This is a genomic window from Pedococcus sp. P2_E2 (assembly GCF_056403955.1).
Map to the genome: position 1 here is coordinate 26,711 of NZ_JBFUEM010000010.1, position 18,896 is coordinate 45,606.

Below are 18,896 nucleotides of genomic sequence, written 5' to 3' on the forward strand. Positions count from 1 at the left end.
CTGCGTCACTGCGACTTGCGTCGTGAGCTGAGCAGCCCGGCGAGCCCGAACAGCACGAGCAGGGCACCGGCCGCCACGATCCCGAGTGGGCCGATGTCGCCCCAGTCGACGCTCAGACTCCCGACCTCCTGGGCCAGCACGATGCTCGCCACGGCCAGGCAGACCAGTCCCAGCACGATGGCAGGGGCGTGCGGGCCGCTGGGGCGTTCCGGGATGGCGGGGGGCCAGCCGGCATCGTCGGCGGCCACCCGGGCGTCGGTGGGCTCGGCCCACACTGGCGCTTCGTCGACCTCGATGGCGCGGGTCGCGTCCGTGGTGTCGAGCTGCTCGGTCCGCTCGGTCGTCCGGGTCACGTCGGCCTGGGTCGGGTCGCTCGGGGTCGGGTCGGACTGGGTCGTGGGGGTCTGCACTGCCTGCTCCACCTGTGTCGTCTCGTCCTGGGGTGCTTCGGGGTTGGTCATCGCGGTCACTCCTTGCCGATCAGGATCTGGCCCAGGCCGACGTGCGCGGTCACCACGACGTCGGGACTTCCCGTGCCGAACGTCTCCACGGTGCTGATGTTGCGGCCGTCGCCGTTGTCCAGCGGGACAGGGTCGCCATTGGTGCCGAGGTCAGGGCTGTCGACGCGGGAGATGTCCCCGGCGGCGACCGAGCTGCGGACCTCGACCGTGAGGTTCGAGGGGATGTAGATCCTCAGCTCGCCGATGCCCACGCGGGCCTCGATCTCCCGAGCCGTGCCGGGGTTGTCCTGGGCGCGGGCGAGGTCGAGCTCCGCCGACCCGATGCCCAGCCGGTAGGAGGACGTGGTGTCGCTGGTCGAGGGACGCCACGTGCGCTCGCCGACACCTCCGCCCAACGTCACGTCGGGCACGACCGACGCGGTCCACGTGACGAGGGCGAGCACGATGGCCAGGAAGCCGGTGAGACCAGCCCGTCGGCCCAGCAGGCCGAGCACCAGCGTGCCGAGGCCGAGGACACCGAGGGCGGCAGCCATGGCCACCGTCTCGTCGCTGCCGGCCCAGTGGGCCGCCCGGTGGATCGACAGCGTCGCACCGTAGGCCGCGACGGCCAGGCCGCCGATGAGCAGCACCGAGACGAAGCCACCGCTGCGTCGACGCGGCACCTTGGGGGGACGTGGTGGCTGCGGAGCGGCCGGGGTGGGTGGAGCGAAGTAGGTGCCGCCCGGAGGCGTGTCCGCGGGCGCGGGGGCGTAGGTGGTCGGTGGCACGGCGGCATACTCCTGGGTCTCTGGGGTGAAGGTCGCGGGCGAGGCGCTCGCGGTGGCCACGGTCGCGGTGGCGGTGGTCTGCGGGTACCCGCCCTCGGCGCCCCACGTCCCGGTGGCCGCGTGGGGAGCCTCGCCGTAGGGAGCCGGCGCGTAGGGACTCGGCGCGTAGGGGGCCTGGCCGGAGGGAGCCGGTGCATAGGGGTTCGGCCCGTACGGCGTCTGCGAGCGGGCCTTGCCGTCGCGGTTGCGGGTCACCAGCCAGACGACGAGACCGATGGGAACCACGACCCACCAGATCCACCCGACGCCGGGGGTGTCGCCGGCAAGACCGGTACCGCCGACCAGGGACAGGCCGATGATGACGAGCAGGATGATCCCGAGCACGTCACCGTCGCGCAGCGCCTTCTCGGCGACGATCTCGTCGCGGTTGTTGGGCAGGAAGGCCCAGGCGATGAGGTAGATGGTGATGCCGACGCCACCGAGGATCACCAGGAGCACCAGGGCTGCCCGGATGACGATGGGGTCCACACCGAGGCGCGTGGCGATGCCGGAGCACACGCCGGCCAGCCACTTGTCGTCGGCGTCCCGGCGAAGGTCCACGGAGCGGATCCAGCCGAAGAACCGGTCGAGGCCGGTCGCGTGGGTGGGGTTCGTCGGGCCGGCGGTCGGCCCAGGGGTCTGCGTCATGTCATCAATGGTGTCCGTGCGACGGGGGCCCTGCCATGAGGGTCGACCCTGAACTGACCCTGAAGCAGCGTCCGCGCACCCTGAATCTGCTCGGCATCCACCGGTTCGTGCGTCAGGATGAGGACATGCCGACTCCCTACGAGCGGCCCGTCCCCCCAGCGGAGGCAAGGGCCGCAGAGCGCCGTGCCGCTCGCCCGACCCTCACGCGACCCGTCGAGGGCAAGGTGATCGGCGGCGTCGCGGTCGGTCTGGCCCAGCACCTGGGCTGGCCGGTTCGGTGGATCCGGCTGGGGTTCGTGCTGATCTCGATCCCCACCGGAGCCGGGCTGGTGGCCTACATCTTCCTGTGGGCGCTCACGCCACAGTCCCGGGGTGGCATGGTCCGGGCCGGTCGTCGCGCGGTCGACCCGGCTGATGCGGCAGCGGTCGCGGCAGCCGGCCGCACCCAGCCCGATCCGGTGACGGGCACCATCGAGCGGGACGCGACCCGCGTGCTTCTCGTGGGTGGGCTGTTGCTCGGCATCGGCCTCGTCGTCGTGGCCCAGAACGCCGGTCTCAACGCGCGCCTCGGCATTCTCGTCCCCCTCCTGGTCGTGGCCGCCGGTGCGGTTCTCGCCTGGTCCCAGCTCGACGACTCCCAGCGCGGGCGCTGGCTCGGATCCGAAACGGGGACAAGGCGATTCAGCGTTGCGCGCCTCGCGTTCGGTGGGGTGCTGGCCCTCACCGGCCTGGTCATCATGGCTACGCGCGGCCGGTCCCTCGCAGCGATCTGGGACATCGGCGCAGCGGTCCTGGCGGTCCTGGCCGGTGTGGCCCTGATCTCCGCCCCCTGGGCCCTTCGTTTCTGGTCGGACCTGCGCCACGAGCAGGCCGAGCTCGCCCGCGCGACCGAACGCGCCGACATCGCGGCCCACCTCCACGACTCGGTGCTGCAGACCTTGGCGCTCATCCAGCGCAAGGCCGGCGACGCCGGCGCAGTGACCCAGCTCGCCCGTGCCCAGGAGCGCGAGCTCCGCTCGTGGCTGTATGCCGGCCCCTCCGACTCCGATGCCAGCCTTGCCACCGCGGTGGTCGAGGCCGCCCACGAGGTCGAGGACCTGCACGGCACGCCCATCGAGGTGGTGTCGACCGGGGACCGGCCGCTGGACGACGGCGGGCAGGCCCTCGTCCGTGCTGTGCGCGAGTCCCTGCACAACGCGGTCCGCCACGGGGCCCCGCCCGTCTCGCTCTACCTCGAGGTCGGACCCTCGGGGGTGGAGGCCTTCGTGCGCGACCACGGGCCGGGGTTCGAGGTCAGCGAGATCCCCGAGGACCGGCTCGGTGTCCGTCAGTCGATCCTCGGGCGGATGGAGCGGCACGGAGGTGCCGCGAGGGTCCGCCGCCTCGAGCAGGGCACCGAGGTCAGCCTCACCCTGCCTGCGGCCCAGCGACACCCACAGCCCCAGTCCGACCCAGATAATCCGCAACCCGTCTCGGAGGAGACCCGTGAACACGCCTGAGAAGAAGCCGGTCGAGGTCGTCCTCGTCGACGACCACCGCATGTTCCGCTCGGGAGTCCGTGCCGAGCTCGGCACCACGGTCTCCATCGTGGGCGAGGCGCCCGACGTGGACTCCGCCATCGCGGTGATCCGCCAGACCAAGCCGCCCGTCGTCCTGCTCGACGTGCACCTGCCGGGCGGCAACGGCAACGGTGGCATCGACGTGCTGCACGGCTGCAAGGGGCTGGAGACCGCGGACGGCCAGCCGGTGCGGTTCCTCGCCTTGTCGGTCTCGGATGCCGCCGAGGACGTCATCGCGGTGATCCGCGCAGGGGCGCGCGGCTACGTCACCAAGACGATCAGTGCCACCGACCTGACCCGGGCGATCCAGCGCGTGGCCGACGGCGACGCCGTGTTCTCTCCGCGGCTGGCCGGCTTCGTGCTCGACGCGTTCGGTGCGGCGGCCGGCGAGGTGGCTCAGGTCGACGAGGAGCTCGACCGGCTCTCGGCCCGCGAGCGCGAGGTCATGCGACTCATCGCGCGCGGATACCAGTACAAGGAGGTCGCCAAGGAGCTGTTCATCTCGGTGAAAACCGTTGAGACGCATGTCTCCTCGGTGCTGCGCAAGCTCCAGCTGTCGTCACGTCACGAGCTGACCGCCTGGGCCATGGGCCGTCGCCTGCTCTGAACGAGGGCGTGGGTCTCGCAGGCGATCCGCACGGCTTGGTGGTCAACCCTGCGGGCTAGGGTGAGGCCATGGACTTCGTCTACAACCTCGTCGTGGTGCTCCACCTCCTGGGCATGGCAGCGCTGGTCGGCGGCTGGGCCGCCTTCGCGCGCAAGGGGCTCGACACCGTCGAGCTGATGTCGATCGGCGCCCGCGCCCAGGTCCTGACCGGTCTGGTCCTGGTCGGCATGGCCGAGGCGATCTCCTCGCTCGACAAGGACCTCAACCACCCCAAGATCGGGGTCAAGCTGGTCGTCGCGATCGCGGCCGCCGCATGCATCGAGATCGCCCGCGGTCGCGCCAAGCGTGGCGCTCCCCTCAACCGTGGACTCGTGATGGCGTCGGGCGCCCTGGGCGTGCTCAACGTCGCGGTCGCAGCGCTCTGGAACTGAGCCGGGCGCCTTCGAGCGTGCCGACCGGTCAGCGGGGGGCGCGCTGACCGGTCATCCTTCGCGCGAGGTGTCCGCCGTCGCTCCCGGCGAGGAGTCCTCCACACCGCCCCCGGTGCCGGCGGCCCTGGCACTCGGACCGCCGCGTCCGGTGGTCCGTGGGTCGATGTAGCCACCCTCGGGCGGCACCATCTCGGCCCGGACCCCGAGGAGCCTGATGGGGCGGTCGTCCGCCAGGGCCGCGAGGAGGGCCAGCGCGGTGGAGGCGATGACGTCGACGTCGAAGGTGGGCTCGGTCAGCTTGCGGACCCGGTTGGTCGTGAAGAACGGCGCGAACCGCACCTTGAGGAAGACGCGCTGGCAGGCCCTGCCCTCGCGACGGATGTCCTCGACCACCTGCTCGGCCAACGCCCGGATCGCGACCTCGACCTGCTGGGGCTCGACGAGGTTGGCCTGGTAGGTCGTCTCGCGTCCGTGGGCCCGGGCGATCCACGGGGTGTCGTCGACGGTCGCGGAGCTCACCCCGCGCCCGAGCCGGCCGTAGTGCGGGCCCATGGTCGGCCCGAACTCGGCCGCCAGGGTCGCCTCGTCGGCCTCGGCGAGGTCGCGCACCGTCTGGTAGCCGTGGGACGCCAGCCGCTGCGAGATCCTGGAACCCACGCCCCACAAGGCGATCGTCGGACGGTCGCCCATGACCTCGAACCAGTTGTCGCGGGTCAGCTCGAAGACCCCCCGGGGCTTTCCGAAGTCGGTGGCGATCTTGGCCCGCACCTTCGTGTCGCCGATGCCGACCGAGCAGTGCAGGTCGGTGGCCTCGAGCACGGCGGCGCGGATCGCCTGCGCATAGGCCAGGGGGTCGTCGGTCGTCACCCCCACGAAGGCCTCGTCCCAGCCGAGCACCTCCACGACCGCACCCGGCATACCCCTGAGCACCTCCATGACCCGCGCGGACGCCTCCTCGTAGACCGGGAAGTCGACGGGCAGGAGCACCGCCTCGGGACACCGGCGCACGGCGACCTTCAACGGCATGCCTGACCGGACCCCGAACTCACGCGCCTCGTAGGAGGCTGTCGACACCACGGCCCGCTCGGTGGGATCGCCGCGACCGCCGACGATCAGCGGCACACCGGCCAGCTCGGGGTGCCGCAGGATCTCGACCGCTGCGAGGAACTGGTCGAGGTCGACGTGCAGCACCCACGGCACGGCGTCAGCGGCGGGAGCCATGGGCCCATCCTGCCGTGCTCCGGTGTCAGGTCAGGGGACCAGCAGCAGCTTGCCGGTCGTCCGGCGGGCTTCGAGGTCGTCGTAGGCGGTCGCCGCGTCGGTGAGCGGGTAGCGTCCGCCGATCTCGATCGCCAGCCGTCCGGCTGCGATGTCGCCGAGCACCGAGGTGCCGCGTTCGAGCAGCTCCTCGCGGGTGGCGGTGTAGCTGCCCAGGGTCGGGCGGGTCAGGAACAGCGAGCCCAGGGCGTTGAGCCGCTGGATGTCGAAGGGCGGCACCTGCCCACTGGCACCACCGAAGAGGACCATCAGCCCACGGGGGCGCAGCGACGCCAGCGAGGCGTCGAACGTCGCCTTGCCGACTCCGTCGTAGGCGACGTGGACTCCGTTGCCACCATTGGCCGCTCGCACTTCCGCGGCGAGGTCCTCGGACTCCCGGTAGTTGATCACCGTCTCCGCCCCCAGGCCGCGAGCGATCTCGAGCTTGTCGGGCGACCCGGCGGTCGCGATCACCCGACCGCCCTTGGCGGTCACCATCTGCACGAGCAGCTGCCCCACGCCGCCCGCAGCCGCGTGCACGAGGGCCACGGTCCCCGGCCCCACGGCATACGTCGAGTTGACGAGGTAGTGCGCGGTCATGCCCTGGAGCATCGCCGCGGCCGCCACGTCCAGCTCGACCCCGTCGGGCACGGGCACGAGTGAGTCGGCGGCCCGGTTGACCACGGAGCCGGCCGCACCGAGGCCGGCGCCCCAGGCGACGCGGTCGCCGACCGCGACGTCGTCAACCCCTGGCCCCACCACCGTGACGGTGCCGGACCCCTCGGAGCACGAGACGAACGGGGTGGAGAGGGGATAGACGCCCTGTCGCTGGTAGACGTCGATGAAGTTGACCCCGACCGCCGCGACCTCGACCTGCACCTCGCCCTGACCGGGCGGTGCCACCTCTGTCTCCTGGACCTCCAGGACCGAGGAGTCACCGTTGCGGGGGACGACGAGGGCGCGCGACATGGCCATGCCCAACACCATAGGCGTCGAGGTCAGGTGGCGATCCAGTAGCGCCGCTTGCCGCGCAGCTCGCCCTCGAACTCGCCCCCGTTGGCCTCGATGGTCCGCGCCGATGCCACGTTGTCGAGGTCGCACGTCACCAGCAGCCTCGGTATGCCGCGTGCCGCCGCCCGCGGCACGACCTGTCGCAGCGCGTCGCTGGCGAAACCGCGGCGGCGGGCGCTCGGGCGCACCGAGTAGCCGACGTGACCGCCGACGGTCGCCAGCAGGGGGTGGTCGATGTGGTGCCGCAACGAGATCGACCCCACGAACTCGTCGGCGAGTTCGGGGTCCTCCAGCCACCAGTAGGTCGCCGTGGTCCAGCGGGGTGGCCGGACGCTCGTCGGCTCGGCGTCGCCAACCCGGTTGGCCACCAGCCGGGCGAACTCGGCCGGGTCCTCCAGGCCCTCCCGTGTGAACACGACGCCCGGGAAGTCGCCCTCGGCAGGCCAGTTGAGCACCCCGTCGTGAGCCGACTCCCCGTTGGCGCGGAACTCGTCCGCCGCAGCGAGGAACGAATGGCGGAACCGCAGGTGGGGCACCGCGAGCAGCACCATCAGGGCACCGGTCGCAGCCTGGCGATCGCCGCGTCGAGCATCGCCTCGGTGAGCTTGCCCGTGAAGGTGTTCTGCTGGCTCACGTGGTAGCTCCCGACGAGCCGGACCGGCCGCCCGTCGGGGGACACCAGCACTGTCTCCGCCCCGTGCCCGAACTGCGGCTTGGGGCGTGGCACGTCCCAGCCGAGTCGTCGGGCACTGCCGAGCGTCGCGTCCCAGGCGATCGAGCCCAGTGCGAGCATCGACCGCAACCCCGGCGCGGCGAGCTCGAGGTCGCGGTCCAGCCAGTGCGCGCAGGCGGCCCGCTCCGTCGTGGTGGGCTTGTTGGCCGGCGGAGCGCACCGCACCGCTGCGATGATGCGTATGCCGTGCAGCACCAGCCCGTCACCGCTCGCCCACGACTGCGGCTGGCTGGCGTACCCGGCGCGGTGCAACGCGGCATACAGCCAGTCGCCCGACCGGTCGCCGGTGAACATCCGTCCCGTGCGGTTGGTGCCGTTGGCAGCGGGAGCCAGCCCCACGACCAGCACCTGGGCAGCTGGGTCGCCGAAGCCCGGCCCCGGTCTGCCCCAATAGGGCTGGTCCGCGAAGGAGGCCCGGCGGCCTTGTGTCGCAACGGTTTCACGCCACTCGACGAGTCGCGGACACGCGCGACAGACCGAGATCCGGGCATCGAGCTCGGCCACATCGGGTGAGGTGCAGGCGAGTGCGTCGGTCTGGGACGCGTTGCGGGCCACAGGGGTGGCGGCCGACGCCGGGTCGCCCGGCCAGCCGCTGCCCGGCGGCACCGGCGACTCGAACCGCTCACCCGTGACCGGGTGGGGGTCGACGTTCACAGCTCGATCCAGTAGCGGCGGGTGCCGTTGCGCGAGTCCTCGTAGACGCCGCCGTTCGCCTCGATGGCTCGTCTCGAGGCCTCGTTGTCCTCCAGGCAGGTCACCAGCACCCGGTCGAGACCGAGCTCGTCGCGCGCGATGGGCAGGGCCAGGCGCAGTGCCTCACGCGCATGGCCACGCTGGCGGGCTGTCGGCCGGACGCTGTAGCCGATGTGACCGCCCTCGCGCAGGAGGTAGTCGGTCAGCTCGTGGCGCAGCGCGAGCGATCCGACGTACCAGTCGGTGTCGTCGACGATCCAGCGGAAGGTGCAGGCGGTCCAGCCGGACCTCCGCGGTGCGTCCTCGTCGGCGGCCCGCCGTCGCTGCGCCACGAAACGCGCGAACTCGGCGGGGTCCTCCAGGCCTTCACGGGTGAACTGGTAACCCTCGTATCCCGCTTCGGCGGGCTGGGCCAGGTCGCCATCACCGTCGCGCTGCTCCCCGGACACCGTGAACTCGTCGGTCGCGGCCAGGTAGGAGTCCTGGTACCGGACATCCGGGACGACGAGACGGGTCACGATCTCGAGCCTATGAGGTCAGAGCCCCAGGTGGACGCGCAGCGCGTCGTCGAGCTCGCGCAGCTGTGCCGCCGGCACGATGCCGACCCTGCGCGAGAGCCGGCGTGCGTCGATCGACCGAACCTGCTCGGCCTGGGCCTTGGAGTTGTGCCGCAGTCCGGTGCCTGCGCGCGGCAGATAGGTCTGGAAGGCGTAGACCGTCTTGACGTTGCTGGTGACGGGCACCACCGTCACCACACCCTGGCCCAGTCGCTCGGCTGCGGTGTTGGCGCCGTTGTTGCTCACGACCACGACGGGGCGAGCCTTGTCGGCTTCGCCTCCGATGACGGGCTCGAGGTCGGCCAGCCAGATCTCACCCCGCCGCATCGATGCCGTCTCCGGTCGTGGACTCCCACGCCTCGGCCTCGCCGGAGTCGCGCCAATCCGCCCAGGCCGCCTCGTAGGCCGCCTCCAGACGCGACGAACGCAGCGAGCTCACCGCCTGGTGCAGGGCGGCAGAACGCGACTCAGCGCTGGCCTCGAGCACCAGCGCGTCGAGGAACTCGATGTCCTCCTCGGGCAGGCTCACACTGACCTTCATGCCCGGATGCTACCGCAGTGCTACCCCGGGTAACACTGTGGTCGTACCTGCGGTAGTCCTGTCGCTGGGGACACGTAGGCTGGGTGCAACATGAGCACGCTCTTCGACGACCTCTTCCCTGCCAACGGGCACGGCCCTTTCAACGAACAGGGCCCTGCCGACCCGCCGGCCCCCGGCACGCGCCCGACGGCTGCGGCTGCCCGGGCGACCGCGGTCGACGACCGCGGCGTCCCGACGTGGGCCCAAGCCGCCGCCGAGGGGCGCGGCCCTGACGAGGCGAGCAGCCGGCACACCGATCCTGAGACGCTGCTCGAGGGACTCAACCCGCAGCAGCGCGCGGCCGTCCTGCACGAGGGCGGTCCGCTGCTCATCGTCGCCGGCGCGGGCTCGGGCAAGACGCGCGTGCTCACCAACCGCATCGCCTACCTGCTGGCGGCCCGGGGCGTGCAGCCGGGGCAGGTTCTGGCCATCACCTTCACCAACAAGGCCGCGGCCGAGATGCGCGAGCGGGTCGCGTCCCTGGTCGGGCCGCGCGCCAAGGCGATGTGGGTCATGACCTTCCACTCGGCCTGCGTGCGGATCCTGCGCCGCGAGGCTGCGAAGGTCGGGCTCAAGACGACCTTCTCCATCTACGATGCCGCCGACAGCCAGCGCCTCATGGCGATGGTGATGCGCGACCTCGACCTCGACCCCAAGCGCTACCCGCCCCGGTCGTTCAGCCACCAGGTCTCCAACCTCAAGAACGAGCTGGTCGACGAGGAGACGTTCGCCTCGCAGGTGGTCGAGGGGACCCACCAGGAGCGGATGCTCGCCGAGGCCTACACCGGCTACCAGCGGAGGTTGCGCCAGGCCAACGCGCTCGACTTCGACGACCTCATCATGACGACCGTCAACATCCTCCAGGCCTTCCCCGACGTGGCCGAGCACTACCGTCGCCGGTTCCGTCACGTCCTGGTCGACGAGTACCAGGACACCAACCACGCCCAGTACCAGCTCGTCCGCGAGCTCGTGGGTGGCGCCGCAGGCAGCGCAGGTATGCCGGTCGGCGACGGGCCGTCCGTCGGCCCCGCCGAGCTCGTCGTGGTCGGTGACGCCGACCAGTCGATCTATGCGTTCAGGGGCGCGACGATCCGCAACATCGTGGAGTTCGAGGAGGACTACCCGAACGCGCGGACCATCCTGCTCGAGCAGAACTACCGGTCGACCCAGACGATCCTGCAGGCCGCCAACTCGGTCATCGCCAGGAACCCCGAGCGCCGCAAGAAGAACCTCTGGACCGACAGCGGCAACGGCGCGGCCATCATCGGCTACGTCGGCGACAACGAGCACGACGAGGCGGCCTTCGTCGCGAAGACGATCGACGAGCTCGGCGACTCTGCCGGGGTCAAGCCCAAGGACGTCGCGGTGTTCTACCGGACCAACGCCCAGTCGCGAGCGCTCGAAGAGGTCTTCGTGCGAGTTGGCTTGCCCTACAAGGTCGTGGGCGGCACACGGTTCTACGAGCGGCGTGAGGTCAAGGACGCGCTCGCCTATCTGAGGGTCATCTCCAACCCGACGGACACCGTCAACCTGCGGCGCATCCTCAACGTGCCCAAGCGGGGGATCGGCGACCGGGCCGAGGCCTGCGTCGCGGCCCTCGCCGAGCGCGAGCGGATCCCGTTCATCGCGGCCCTCGGCCGTCCCGAGGACGCTCCGGGCATCGCGACCCGCTCGGTCGCCGCGATCAAGGGCTTCACCGGGCTGCTCGAGCAGCTCGGCACCATCCACGCCGACGACGAGCAGGGTGTGGGGGCGCTCCTGGAGGCCGTCATCGAGAAGTCCGGCTACCTCGCCGAGCTGCGCGCCAGCCACGACCCGCAGGACGAGACCCGGGTCGAGAACCTCGCCGAGCTCGTCGCCGTCGCGCAGGAGTTCGACGAGACCCGCGCCGAGACCGGCGAGGTCGCCAGCCTCGAGGACTTCCTCGAGCAGGTCTCGCTGGTCGCCGATGCCGACGAGATCCCGGACGGCGAAGAGGCCGAGGACCTCGGGGTCGTCACGCTCATGACGCTGCACACCGCCAAGGGCCTGGAGTTCCCCGTCGTCTTCCTCACCGGCCTCGAGGACGGCACGTTCCCGCACCTGCGGGCGCTCGGCGACCCCAAGGAGCTCGAGGAGGAGCGCCGGCTGGCGTACGTCGGCATCACCCGCGCCCGCGAGCGGCTGCACCTGTCGCGGGCGGCCGTGCGATCGGCGTGGGGGGCTCCGCAGTACAACCCGGCCAGCCGGTTCCTCGACGAGATCCCGCCCGACCTCGTCGAGTGGCAGCGGGCCGAGGCAGCCACCACCTCGCGTCGACCGGGCACGCCCGCCGTCGCGACCCTGGCCCAGCGCCCCGGCGTCCGCTCTCCGGGCAACCGCCCGCTGATCTCGCTGCACTCGGGCGACAAGGTCACCCACGACAGCTACGGCATGGGCACGGTTGTCAAGACCGAGGGTGAGGGTGACAAGACGCAGGCGCACGTCGACTTCGGCGGCGACACCGGCGTCAAGCGGTTCCTGCTGCGCTACGCCCCACTCGAAAAGCTCTGACCGAGGAGGCAGCCGCTCCGCGCTGTCGCGGCGCTGACGCGGCGCTCAGGCGTCGCTCTCGCACTGCGCTGACGCGGCATACACGAAAGGCGCCCCGGAGGGCGCCTCGTGCGGTGCTGCGGGACTGCTACTGCAGGCCGTGGTCGTGCAACCAGGGGGCGGGGTCGATGGCCGCACCGCCGTCGGGGTGGATCTCGAGGTGCAGGTGGGGGCCGGTGGAGTGGCCGGTGTTGCCCGACAGTCCCACGACGTCGCCGGGGGCGACCTTGTCGCCGACGCTGGTCTCGATCTGGCTCAGGTGGCCGAAGACCGACACGGTGCCGTCCCAGTACTCGATCTCGATCTTGTTGCCGTAGCCACCCTCCCAGCCCGCGAAGGTGACGGTGCCGGTGGACATGGCCTTCAGCGGGGTCCCGACCGGGGTGCCGAAGTCGTCGCCGGCGTGCAGTCGGCCCCAGCGCCAGCCGTAGCCGGACGTGAAGACCGCGCCGTTGATGGGCATGACCCACTTCTCGCGGTTCTTGCGGTCGGCCTCGGCCTTGCGGAGGGCCGCGGCGGCGGCAGTCCGCTTGGCGACGGCCTTGCGCTCGGCGGTGCGGGCGATCCGCTGCGCCTCGAGCACGCGGGCCTGGACGGCCGTGACCTGCACCTCGCGCTGCTGGGCGGCCTCGACACGGTTGAACTTGGCGGCGGCCTGGTCCTGGGTCCGGGCCTTGGCAGCACCGTTCAGGTCGAAGTAGGCCGGGGCGGACTCGGCGACGGTTGCACCGGTCGCGGTCACGACGAGGGCGGCAGCGGCTGCCCCCGGCAGCAGGTACCCACTCTTGGCGAAACGGGGTCCCCGACGAGGCGCGCGGTGGCGACCTGGGGCGCGGTGGCGGCCCGAGTAGGAATCTGAACTCACGAAGCGATGACCTTGCGTGCGGGGGGACACGGAGTGACAGAGGGTAGCGTGATCAGTTCGTTATCCAAAATCGTTCCCCAGAAATCCGCCACATATGTCCTAAATGTTCGCCCTCAGGAGCTACGCCGTCGCAGCTCGGTGACGCCAGGGGTGAGGGTGTGCCCCTCGGAGTCCAGGTGCGCCAGCGTGCTCGAGATGCCGTGGACGACGCTCCCGATGATGGGCAGCGACATGTGGCCGACGCCGTGCAGGTCGATGTTGCGGGCCTGTAGGTCGGGGTGGGTCAGGGCGGCGTTGCGCTGCGGGAAGACCATCTGGTCGAGGTCGGACCAGTACACGACGAACCTCGTGCGGCAGTCGGGCACCGGCTGGTCCAGCTCGCGCATCAACCCGCTTCCCGGGCGCAGCTGACGGGTCAGCTGGTTGTGCCATCCGTATGCCGTGTAGGTGCCCTGGTGGGGCGTTCCCAGCGTCACGAGCGTGTGGACGCGCTCGTCGCCGCCCAGCCGGGTGACGTAGTAGCGGGCGATCAGGCCGCCCATCGAGTGGCCGACGACGTGGATCCGCTCGTAGCCGGTCTCGGCCACGAGGGCCTCGACCTCCTCGGCGAGCTGGGCAGCGGCCACGCGCACGTCCGCGGTGAAGGGGGAGTAGTTCATGCTCGTCACGCGGCCGAAGCCCCGTCGACGCAGGCCGAGCCTGAGCAGGGTGAAGATCGACCGGTTGTCCACCATGCCGTGCACGAGCAGGATCGGCGTGCCTGCCGCCTCGACGTCGGAGATGAGCAGGCCGCGCTGGATGGGGGGCAGGTGCTCGACCCCGAAGCCGAGCTGGCTGTCGCGTCCGTGGCGGCCCACGAGGCCCCACGGGTAGAGCGCGAGATGGGTCGTCACCCAGGCCGCCTCGACCGCGGCACCCAGGGCTCCGGTGGGAGTGGCCAGGGCCCTGGCTGCGCCCCCGACGACGTCGTCGGCCGCCGCGGCGGCGGCCCGGACGCCACGCGTCGCCCGGGTGAGGAGGCCGGGGCGCACCGTCTGCGCCGACGGGCGCCGCTGTGCTGCGGCGGGTCGGTGAGGGCGCGGGAGGCTCTGCGACATATCTAGCTGAACGTAGCGGTTGGAGGGGTGGCCATGGTGTGTTCAGCCGAAGTTTGCCGCGTGTCTGCCCGTGGCGTTCGCCACCCGAGGCGCTGTCTGCGACCGGGAGTGGCTAGTCTGCGGCCATGACTGAGTCTCCCCTGCGCGTCGTCGTGGCCAAGCCCGGACTGGACGGCCATGACCGTGGCGCGAAGGTCGTGGCGCGCGCCCTGCGTGACGCCGGCATGGAGGTCGTCTACACCGGGCTGCACCAGACGCCCGAGCAGATCGTCGAGGCCGCCATCCAGGAGGACGCCGACCTGGTGGGCCTGTCGGTCCTCTCGGGCGCGCACATGACCCTCTTCGCCAAGGTGATGGAGCTCCTCAGGGAGCGCGACGCCGCCGACATCATCGTCTTCGGCGGCGGCATCATCCCTGAGGCCGACATCCCCGAGCTCGAGAAGATCGGTGTCGCCAAGGTCTTCACCCCGGGAGCCACCACGACCGAGATCGTGGCGTGGGTGCGCGGCGCGGTCCGGCCCGACGAGGACGCCTGACCCACCTGACTCGCGGCTGACGCTGCGCATGCTGGGACTCAGGGCACCACGGGCAGGCTGAGGGTGGCCGGAGCCTGCGGTGACGCGCGCACTGTCACCGGCTGCACGGCATACGCGTTCTTGTAGGCGGCATCGGTGCTGGCGAGCACCAGCTGGAGCCGGTGGCCGGCCTCGACCCGGTGCACGATCGCGGGCAGCTCGATGTGCACCGGCTGGGTCACGTCGGCCACGCGGACCGGGCTGATCAGTTTGTGCACCAAGGTCTTCGAGCCGTCAGGGGCGACGTCGTAGAGCTTGGCGAAGACCTGCAGCTGACCGCTGGGGCCGACCGACTGGCTGAGCGCCACGGTGGGGGACTCGAAGCGCACGTCCAGGGTGGGAGCGCCGACGATCGTCAGTGGCTTCGACTGCGCCGGTGTCGACCAGGCGCCGAAGGTGCCGGGGGTGTCGAACGGTGTCTTGAGGCCGCTGGGGAGCGCCACCTGGCCCTCGAGCCCGGAGACCTCGCTGTAGGACGCGGCTGCGCCCCCTCCCGGGTTGGACCAGGACGTCGAGCCGGGCAGGATCGAGGACTTCGACGAGACCAGCTCGTCGGCCGACGAGAGGTAGAGCGCCTTGCGCGTGCCCACCGGGTAGCTGCCCGCGCTGGCGTAGGCCGGAGCGGCGCTGCCCGTGTAGCCGACCCAGTCGCGGAAGTAGGAGAACACCGGACCGGTCGAGACGCTGGAGCCCTTGAGGTAGTGGTCGAACCAGTTCTTGATGCGCAGGCCGAGGTAGGTGTCCTCGATGTGCTGCCCGCTCAGGTCGAGCTCGCCCGGGGCGGCCCCGGTGTTCGTGCCGGTCCCCCCGGAGTGGCCCCAGGACTGCCACGCCATGGTCACAGGCACGCCCTGCGCCTTGAGCGAGCGGTAGGTCGAGGCGGCTTCCTGCAGGTTGAACAGGGTGTCGTTCTCCCCCTGAATCAGGAAGGTCGGCACCTTCACCCTGTCGATGTAGTGGCCGACCGACACGCGGTCGGTGAGCTCGAACGTCGTCGGAGTGGGGTACCCGAGGGTGTCCAGCGTGGCCTTCGCCTCGCAGGCCTCGAGCACGAAGTTGGGGCAGCCGACGTTGCGGGTCGGGTCGATCGCGGCGCCCTGCAGCCCGTCGGCGATGCCGACGCCGAAGAACAGCCCGGTCCAGCCGATCTTCTCCGTGCCCGGAGCAGAGTTGGCATAGGTCACGCCCCTCGTGAAGCTCGTGTTGTTCGGCGCGAGGGAGTACCGCAGGTCGTTCCACGTGATCAGGGGGACGAGCGTGTCAACCCTGGAATCGACTGCGGCAGTAGCGAACTGGATCTGTCCACCGTAGGACCCGCCGATCATGCCCAGCCGCGGGTCGTGGGTGGCCGGGTTGTCGAGCACCGTGAAGTCCACGGTCGTCGTCCCCGGCCCACCAGCTGCGCCCCCCACCTGCGATGAGGTGTATGCCGCGGAGCCGCCACCCCCGAGGAAGGTCACCAACGAGGTGGCTGCGACGCCGTCCACGCCGGGGTCGTCGAGCGAGATCTTGCAGCCGCTGTCGGGGAAGCCGAGGCCGGTGTAGGACAGCACCGCGTAGCCGCGCTTGGCGAAGGCCTCGCCCAGCCCTGCCTGGTCGGCCTTGCTGCCGCCGAACCCGTTGGTGGTCAAGATGGCCGGCACCCTCGCGGAGGGGTTAGCGGAATGCGGCTTGTAGAGGTCCGCGTCGATCGTGCAGGTCTGCGGCTGTCCGAGGTCGTTGCTGCCCGCGGGGACGCTGAACTTCAGGCCGGTGTAGGTGTCGACCGAGTCCGGCGTGGAGGCCGCGGCGGCGCCGGGCGCGGCGGCGGCGGGTCCGGCGGCGGGCGCGACGAGCCCTAGGCCCGCAAGGGTTGCGGCCGCAAGCGCGGCGACGGACCGGATCTGGGACGAGGTGCGGCGCGACATCGAGCCTCCACGGTGGGCGCGCGGGCCGGGGTGGCGCCGCAGCAGTGGTCTGACAACGACGCCGTGGCCGGGCCGGTTACGTTCCGGGGTCGCTGGGTTGGCTCCGACCCTGCTCGAGGGCTCCCGTCGGGCTCGGGGCGAGGCTGCCCGGGAGCTTGCCCGCGCGTCCGCATGGTGAGCGCAGCGATCCACGACGTGGACGCGCGAGGAGAGCCAACGGCATACGGCTGACGTCGTCTTGGGCAACGGCAGAGAAAAAGTGCCTGGTATCTGTACGAATCAGCGGGTTCCCACGCATTTGGCAAAGTCTTCGCCAGTTTCATTGACCCGCTCTTCAGGCGGCCGGTTAGGTCAGCACGGCGCGAGGCCCACGGCAACCCTGAGCCGTCCCTGGAGGGGGACTCGACGCCACACGCAGCGCGGGCAACACACCTGCGCATGTCCGAGAAGAGGATTTTCGTGATCCGTCTGTCCACCGGCGCCGCACTCGGCGTCGCAGTCGCAGCCGCAGTGGCCACACCACTGTCCGCAGCGGCAGCCGCACCACAGTCCGCGCCAACCCACGTCGCCAGCGCCGCCTCCGCACAGTCCGGCGCTGACCAGGACCACGCCGCGCTGGGCCTTTCCAAGGACGAGAAGCTCGTGCTGCGCAACGTCCTCACCGACCGTGACGGCACGCAGCACGTCCGCTACGACCGCACCTTCAAGGGCCTCCGGGTCGTGGGTGGCGACCTCATCGTCGAGAAGACCGCAGCCGGCCAGGAAAAGAGCGTGCACTACAACGCCAGTGGGAAGGTCGCCGTCACCTCGACGACCCCGACGGTGACGCGGAGCAAGGCGGTGTCCGAGGGTCGGTCTGCCGGCAAGCAGACGGAGTCCCCGTCCGGTGAGCTGGTCGTGTGGGCCGGCGGCGCCAAGCCCGTCCTGGCCTACGACGTACTGGTCAAGAGCGTGCGGGCCGACCAGGTGCCCTCGCGGATGCACACCCTCGTGGACGCCAAGTCCGGCGCCATCCTCATCAGCTACGACGAGGTGCAGACCGGCACCGGCGACGGCATCTTCTACGACGCGACCCTCGAGACCAAGGCGCACACCGGCGGTGGCTACGAGCTGACCGACACCCACGGCAACAACACTCGGGACGCCCACAACCTGGGCGACCCCAACACCGGTGTCGGCCCGGCGGGTGACCTGTTCCTCGACTCTGACGACCTCTGGGGCAACGGAGCCGTCTCCGACCGGGCCTCGGCCGCGGTGGACGCCCACTACGGCGCCACGACGACGTTCAACTACTACAAGAACATCCTGGGCCGGAACGGCATCTGGAACGACGGTCGCGGCGCTCCCTCCCGCGTGCACTTCGCCAACGCGATGGAGAACGCGTTCTGGGACGGCACCCAGATGTCCTACGGCGACGGCGCAGCCAACGCGGCCCCGCTGACCGAGATCGACGTGGCCGGCCACGAGATGTCCCACGGTGTCACGGAGAACACGGCCGGCTTGGTCTACAGCGGTGACGCGGGCGGCCTCAACGAGGCGACGTCGGACATCTTCGGCACCGCCGTCGAGTTCTACGCCAACAACCCGAGCGACCCGGGCGACTACCTCATCGGCGAGGAGATCAACATCAATGGCAACGGGACGCCGCTGCGCTACATGGACAAGCCCAGCAAGGACGGCGCGTCCAAGGACTGCTGGTCATCGACCCTCGGGCAGCTCAACCCGCACTACTCGTCGGGTCCGCTCAACCACTGGTTCTACCTCGCCTCCGAGGGCAGCGGCGCCAAGACGATCAACGGCGTCAGCTACAACAGCCCGGTCTGCGGCACCGCCCCCGCCGTGACCGGTGGCGGTCGGGCCAACATCGAGAAGGTCTGGTACCGAACCCTCTCGACCAAGCTCACCAGCAACAGCAACTACGCCGCGGCGCGCAACGGGGCGATCAACTCCGCCATCGAGCTCTACGGGGCGACCAGCCAGACCTGCAAGTCGGTCGAGGCGGCCTTCACCGCCATCGCCGTCCCGGCCGGCTCGGCCACGTGCGGCACCACGCCCCCGCCCACCGGTGGCAACCTGCTGCTGAACCCGGGCTTCGAGTCCGGTGCGGTCAGCTGGACCGGCACCTCGGGTCCGATCACCAACAACACCGGGCGTCCGGCACGGACCGGCAGCTGGAAGGCCTGGCTCGGTGGCAACGGCTCCACCTCGACCGAGACGGTGCAGCAGAGCGTGGCGATCCCGTCGACCGTCACGGCCGCAACCCTGTCGTTCTGGCTCCGCACCGACACCGCCGAGTCGGGGAGCACGGCATACGACACGATGAAGGTGCAGGTGGTCGACGGCGCGACGACGACGACGCTGGCGACGTACTCCAACGTGGGGACGAACGCGACCTACACGCAGAAGTCGTTCAACGTCACGGCCTACAAGGGCAAGACCATCACGGTGAAGTTCCTCATGAACGAGGACTCCACGCTGCAGACGTCCTTCGTGGTCGACGACACCGCGCTGGCCACCAGCTAGCGGACCGGAGTCGGG

At 70.8% G+C, this 18,896-nt stretch carries 18 protein-coding genes; 6 read left to right on the top strand and 12 right to left on the bottom strand.

What is annotated here, in order from left to right:
- Nucleotides 1-5 precede the first annotated feature (5 nt).
- Both AC1DWR_RS18340 and AC1DWR_RS18345 read right to left on the bottom strand, forming a co-directional pair.
- A complete protein-coding gene (locus tag AC1DWR_RS18340; RefSeq protein WP_477614800.1) occupies nt 6-461 on the bottom strand; it encodes a hypothetical protein in 456 nt (151 codons plus the stop codon).
- A gap of 5 nt (nt 462-466) precedes the next feature.
- The gene (locus AC1DWR_RS18345) at nt 467-1,915 is read right to left on the bottom strand and encodes a PspC domain-containing protein (RefSeq protein WP_477614801.1); all 1,449 of its coding nucleotides are present in this window, start codon (nt 1,913-1,915) and stop codon (nt 467-469) included.
- A gap of 125 nt (nt 1,916-2,040) precedes the next feature.
- On the opposite strand from AC1DWR_RS18345, the gene AC1DWR_RS18350 reads away from it, so the two are divergent.
- From AC1DWR_RS18350 to AC1DWR_RS18360, 3 genes are all read left to right on the top strand, one after another.
- Nucleotides 2,041-3,414 (top strand): ATP-binding protein, encoded by a 1,374-nt coding sequence (locus AC1DWR_RS18350; RefSeq protein WP_477614802.1) that lies wholly within the window; start codon nt 2,041-2,043, stop codon nt 3,412-3,414.
- Nucleotides 3,401-4,081: a LuxR C-terminal-related transcriptional regulator gene (locus AC1DWR_RS18355; protein WP_477614803.1), complete on the top strand. Its 681-nt coding sequence runs from the start codon at nt 3,401-3,403 to the stop codon at nt 4,079-4,081. Before AC1DWR_RS18350 ends, AC1DWR_RS18355 begins: the two co-directional genes overlap by 14 nt.
- 68 nt (nt 4,082-4,149) lie before the next feature.
- Nucleotides 4,150-4,512 carry a hypothetical protein gene (locus AC1DWR_RS18360; protein WP_477614804.1) on the top strand — a complete coding sequence of 121 codons (363 nt, stop codon included), beginning with the start codon at nt 4,150-4,152 and terminating at the stop codon, nt 4,510-4,512.
- A 51-nt stretch (nt 4,513-4,563) separates the two neighbouring features.
- Here the strand turns inward: AC1DWR_RS18360 and AC1DWR_RS18365 are convergent, their stop codons facing one another.
- From AC1DWR_RS18365 to AC1DWR_RS18395, 7 genes are read right to left on the bottom strand one after another with little or no spacing between them, the layout of a single operon-like run.
- Nucleotides 4,564-5,733 (bottom strand): DNA polymerase IV, encoded by a 1,170-nt coding sequence (locus AC1DWR_RS18365; RefSeq protein ID WP_477614805.1) that lies wholly within the window; start codon nt 5,731-5,733, stop codon nt 4,564-4,566.
- Between the two features lie 30 nt (nt 5,734-5,763).
- Nucleotides 5,764-6,744, bottom strand: coding sequence for a quinone oxidoreductase family protein (locus AC1DWR_RS18370; RefSeq protein WP_477614806.1), 981 nt, complete (start codon nt 6,742-6,744; stop codon nt 5,764-5,766).
- Between the two features lie 23 nt (nt 6,745-6,767).
- Entirely contained in the window at nt 6,768-7,331 is a 564-nt protein-coding gene (locus tag AC1DWR_RS18375; RefSeq protein ID WP_477614807.1) for a GNAT family N-acetyltransferase, read from the bottom strand.
- Complete coding sequence (locus tag AC1DWR_RS18380) at nt 7,331-8,167, bottom strand: uracil-DNA glycosylase (RefSeq protein ID WP_477614808.1); 837 nt, start codon at nt 8,165-8,167, stop codon at nt 7,331-7,333. The genes AC1DWR_RS18375 and AC1DWR_RS18380 overlap by 1 nt, the downstream gene beginning before the upstream one ends.
- Nucleotides 8,164-8,724, bottom strand: a complete 561-nt coding sequence (locus AC1DWR_RS18385; RefSeq protein WP_477624924.1) for a GNAT family N-acetyltransferase — start codon at nt 8,722-8,724, stop codon at nt 8,164-8,166. Before AC1DWR_RS18385 ends, AC1DWR_RS18380 begins: the two co-directional genes overlap by 4 nt.
- Before the next feature lie 18 nt (nt 8,725-8,742).
- Complete coding sequence (locus AC1DWR_RS18390) at nt 8,743-9,090, bottom strand: type II toxin-antitoxin system PemK/MazF family toxin (RefSeq protein WP_477614810.1); 348 nt, start codon at nt 9,088-9,090, stop codon at nt 8,743-8,745.
- Nucleotides 9,077-9,304 (bottom strand): ribbon-helix-helix domain-containing protein, encoded by a 228-nt coding sequence (locus tag AC1DWR_RS18395; protein ID WP_477614811.1) that lies wholly within the window; start codon nt 9,302-9,304, stop codon nt 9,077-9,079. Before AC1DWR_RS18395 ends, AC1DWR_RS18390 begins: the two co-directional genes overlap by 14 nt.
- A gap of 90 nt (nt 9,305-9,394) precedes the next feature.
- On the opposite strand from AC1DWR_RS18395, the gene pcrA reads away from it, so the two are divergent.
- A complete protein-coding gene (pcrA, locus tag AC1DWR_RS18400) occupies nt 9,395-11,875 on the top strand; it encodes a DNA helicase PcrA (RefSeq protein WP_477614812.1) in 2,481 nt (826 codons plus the stop codon).
- A gap of 127 nt (nt 11,876-12,002) precedes the next feature.
- Here pcrA and AC1DWR_RS18405 read toward each other — a convergent pair whose 3' ends face one another.
- Complete coding sequence (locus AC1DWR_RS18405) at nt 12,003-12,779, bottom strand: M23 family metallopeptidase (protein ID WP_477614813.1); 777 nt, start codon at nt 12,777-12,779, stop codon at nt 12,003-12,005.
- Nucleotides 12,780-12,892: 113 nt separating this feature from the next.
- Nucleotides 12,893-13,810 (bottom strand): alpha/beta fold hydrolase, encoded by a 918-nt coding sequence (locus AC1DWR_RS18410; RefSeq protein WP_477614814.1) that lies wholly within the window; start codon nt 13,808-13,810, stop codon nt 12,893-12,895.
- Nucleotides 13,811-14,001: 191 nt separating this feature from the next.
- On the opposite strand from AC1DWR_RS18410, the gene AC1DWR_RS18415 reads away from it, so the two are divergent.
- On the top strand, nt 14,002-14,412 hold the full coding sequence (locus tag AC1DWR_RS18415) for a cobalamin B12-binding domain-containing protein (protein ID WP_477614815.1): 411 nt from the start codon (nt 14,002-14,004) through the stop codon (nt 14,410-14,412).
- 38 nt (nt 14,413-14,450) lie between these two features.
- On the opposite strand, the gene AC1DWR_RS18420 is transcribed toward AC1DWR_RS18415, so the two are convergent.
- Nucleotides 14,451-16,358: a CocE/NonD family hydrolase gene (locus tag AC1DWR_RS18420; RefSeq protein ID WP_477614816.1), complete on the bottom strand. Its 1,908-nt coding sequence runs from the start codon at nt 16,356-16,358 to the stop codon at nt 14,451-14,453.
- Between the two features lie 459 nt (nt 16,359-16,817).
- Here AC1DWR_RS18420 and AC1DWR_RS18425 point away from each other — a divergent pair, with 459 nt between their 5' ends.
- On the top strand, nt 16,818-18,881 hold the full coding sequence (locus tag AC1DWR_RS18425; protein WP_477614817.1) for a M4 family metallopeptidase: 2,064 nt from the start codon (nt 16,818-16,820) through the stop codon (nt 18,879-18,881).
- The last annotated feature ends 15 nt before the right edge of the window (nt 18,882-18,896 follow it).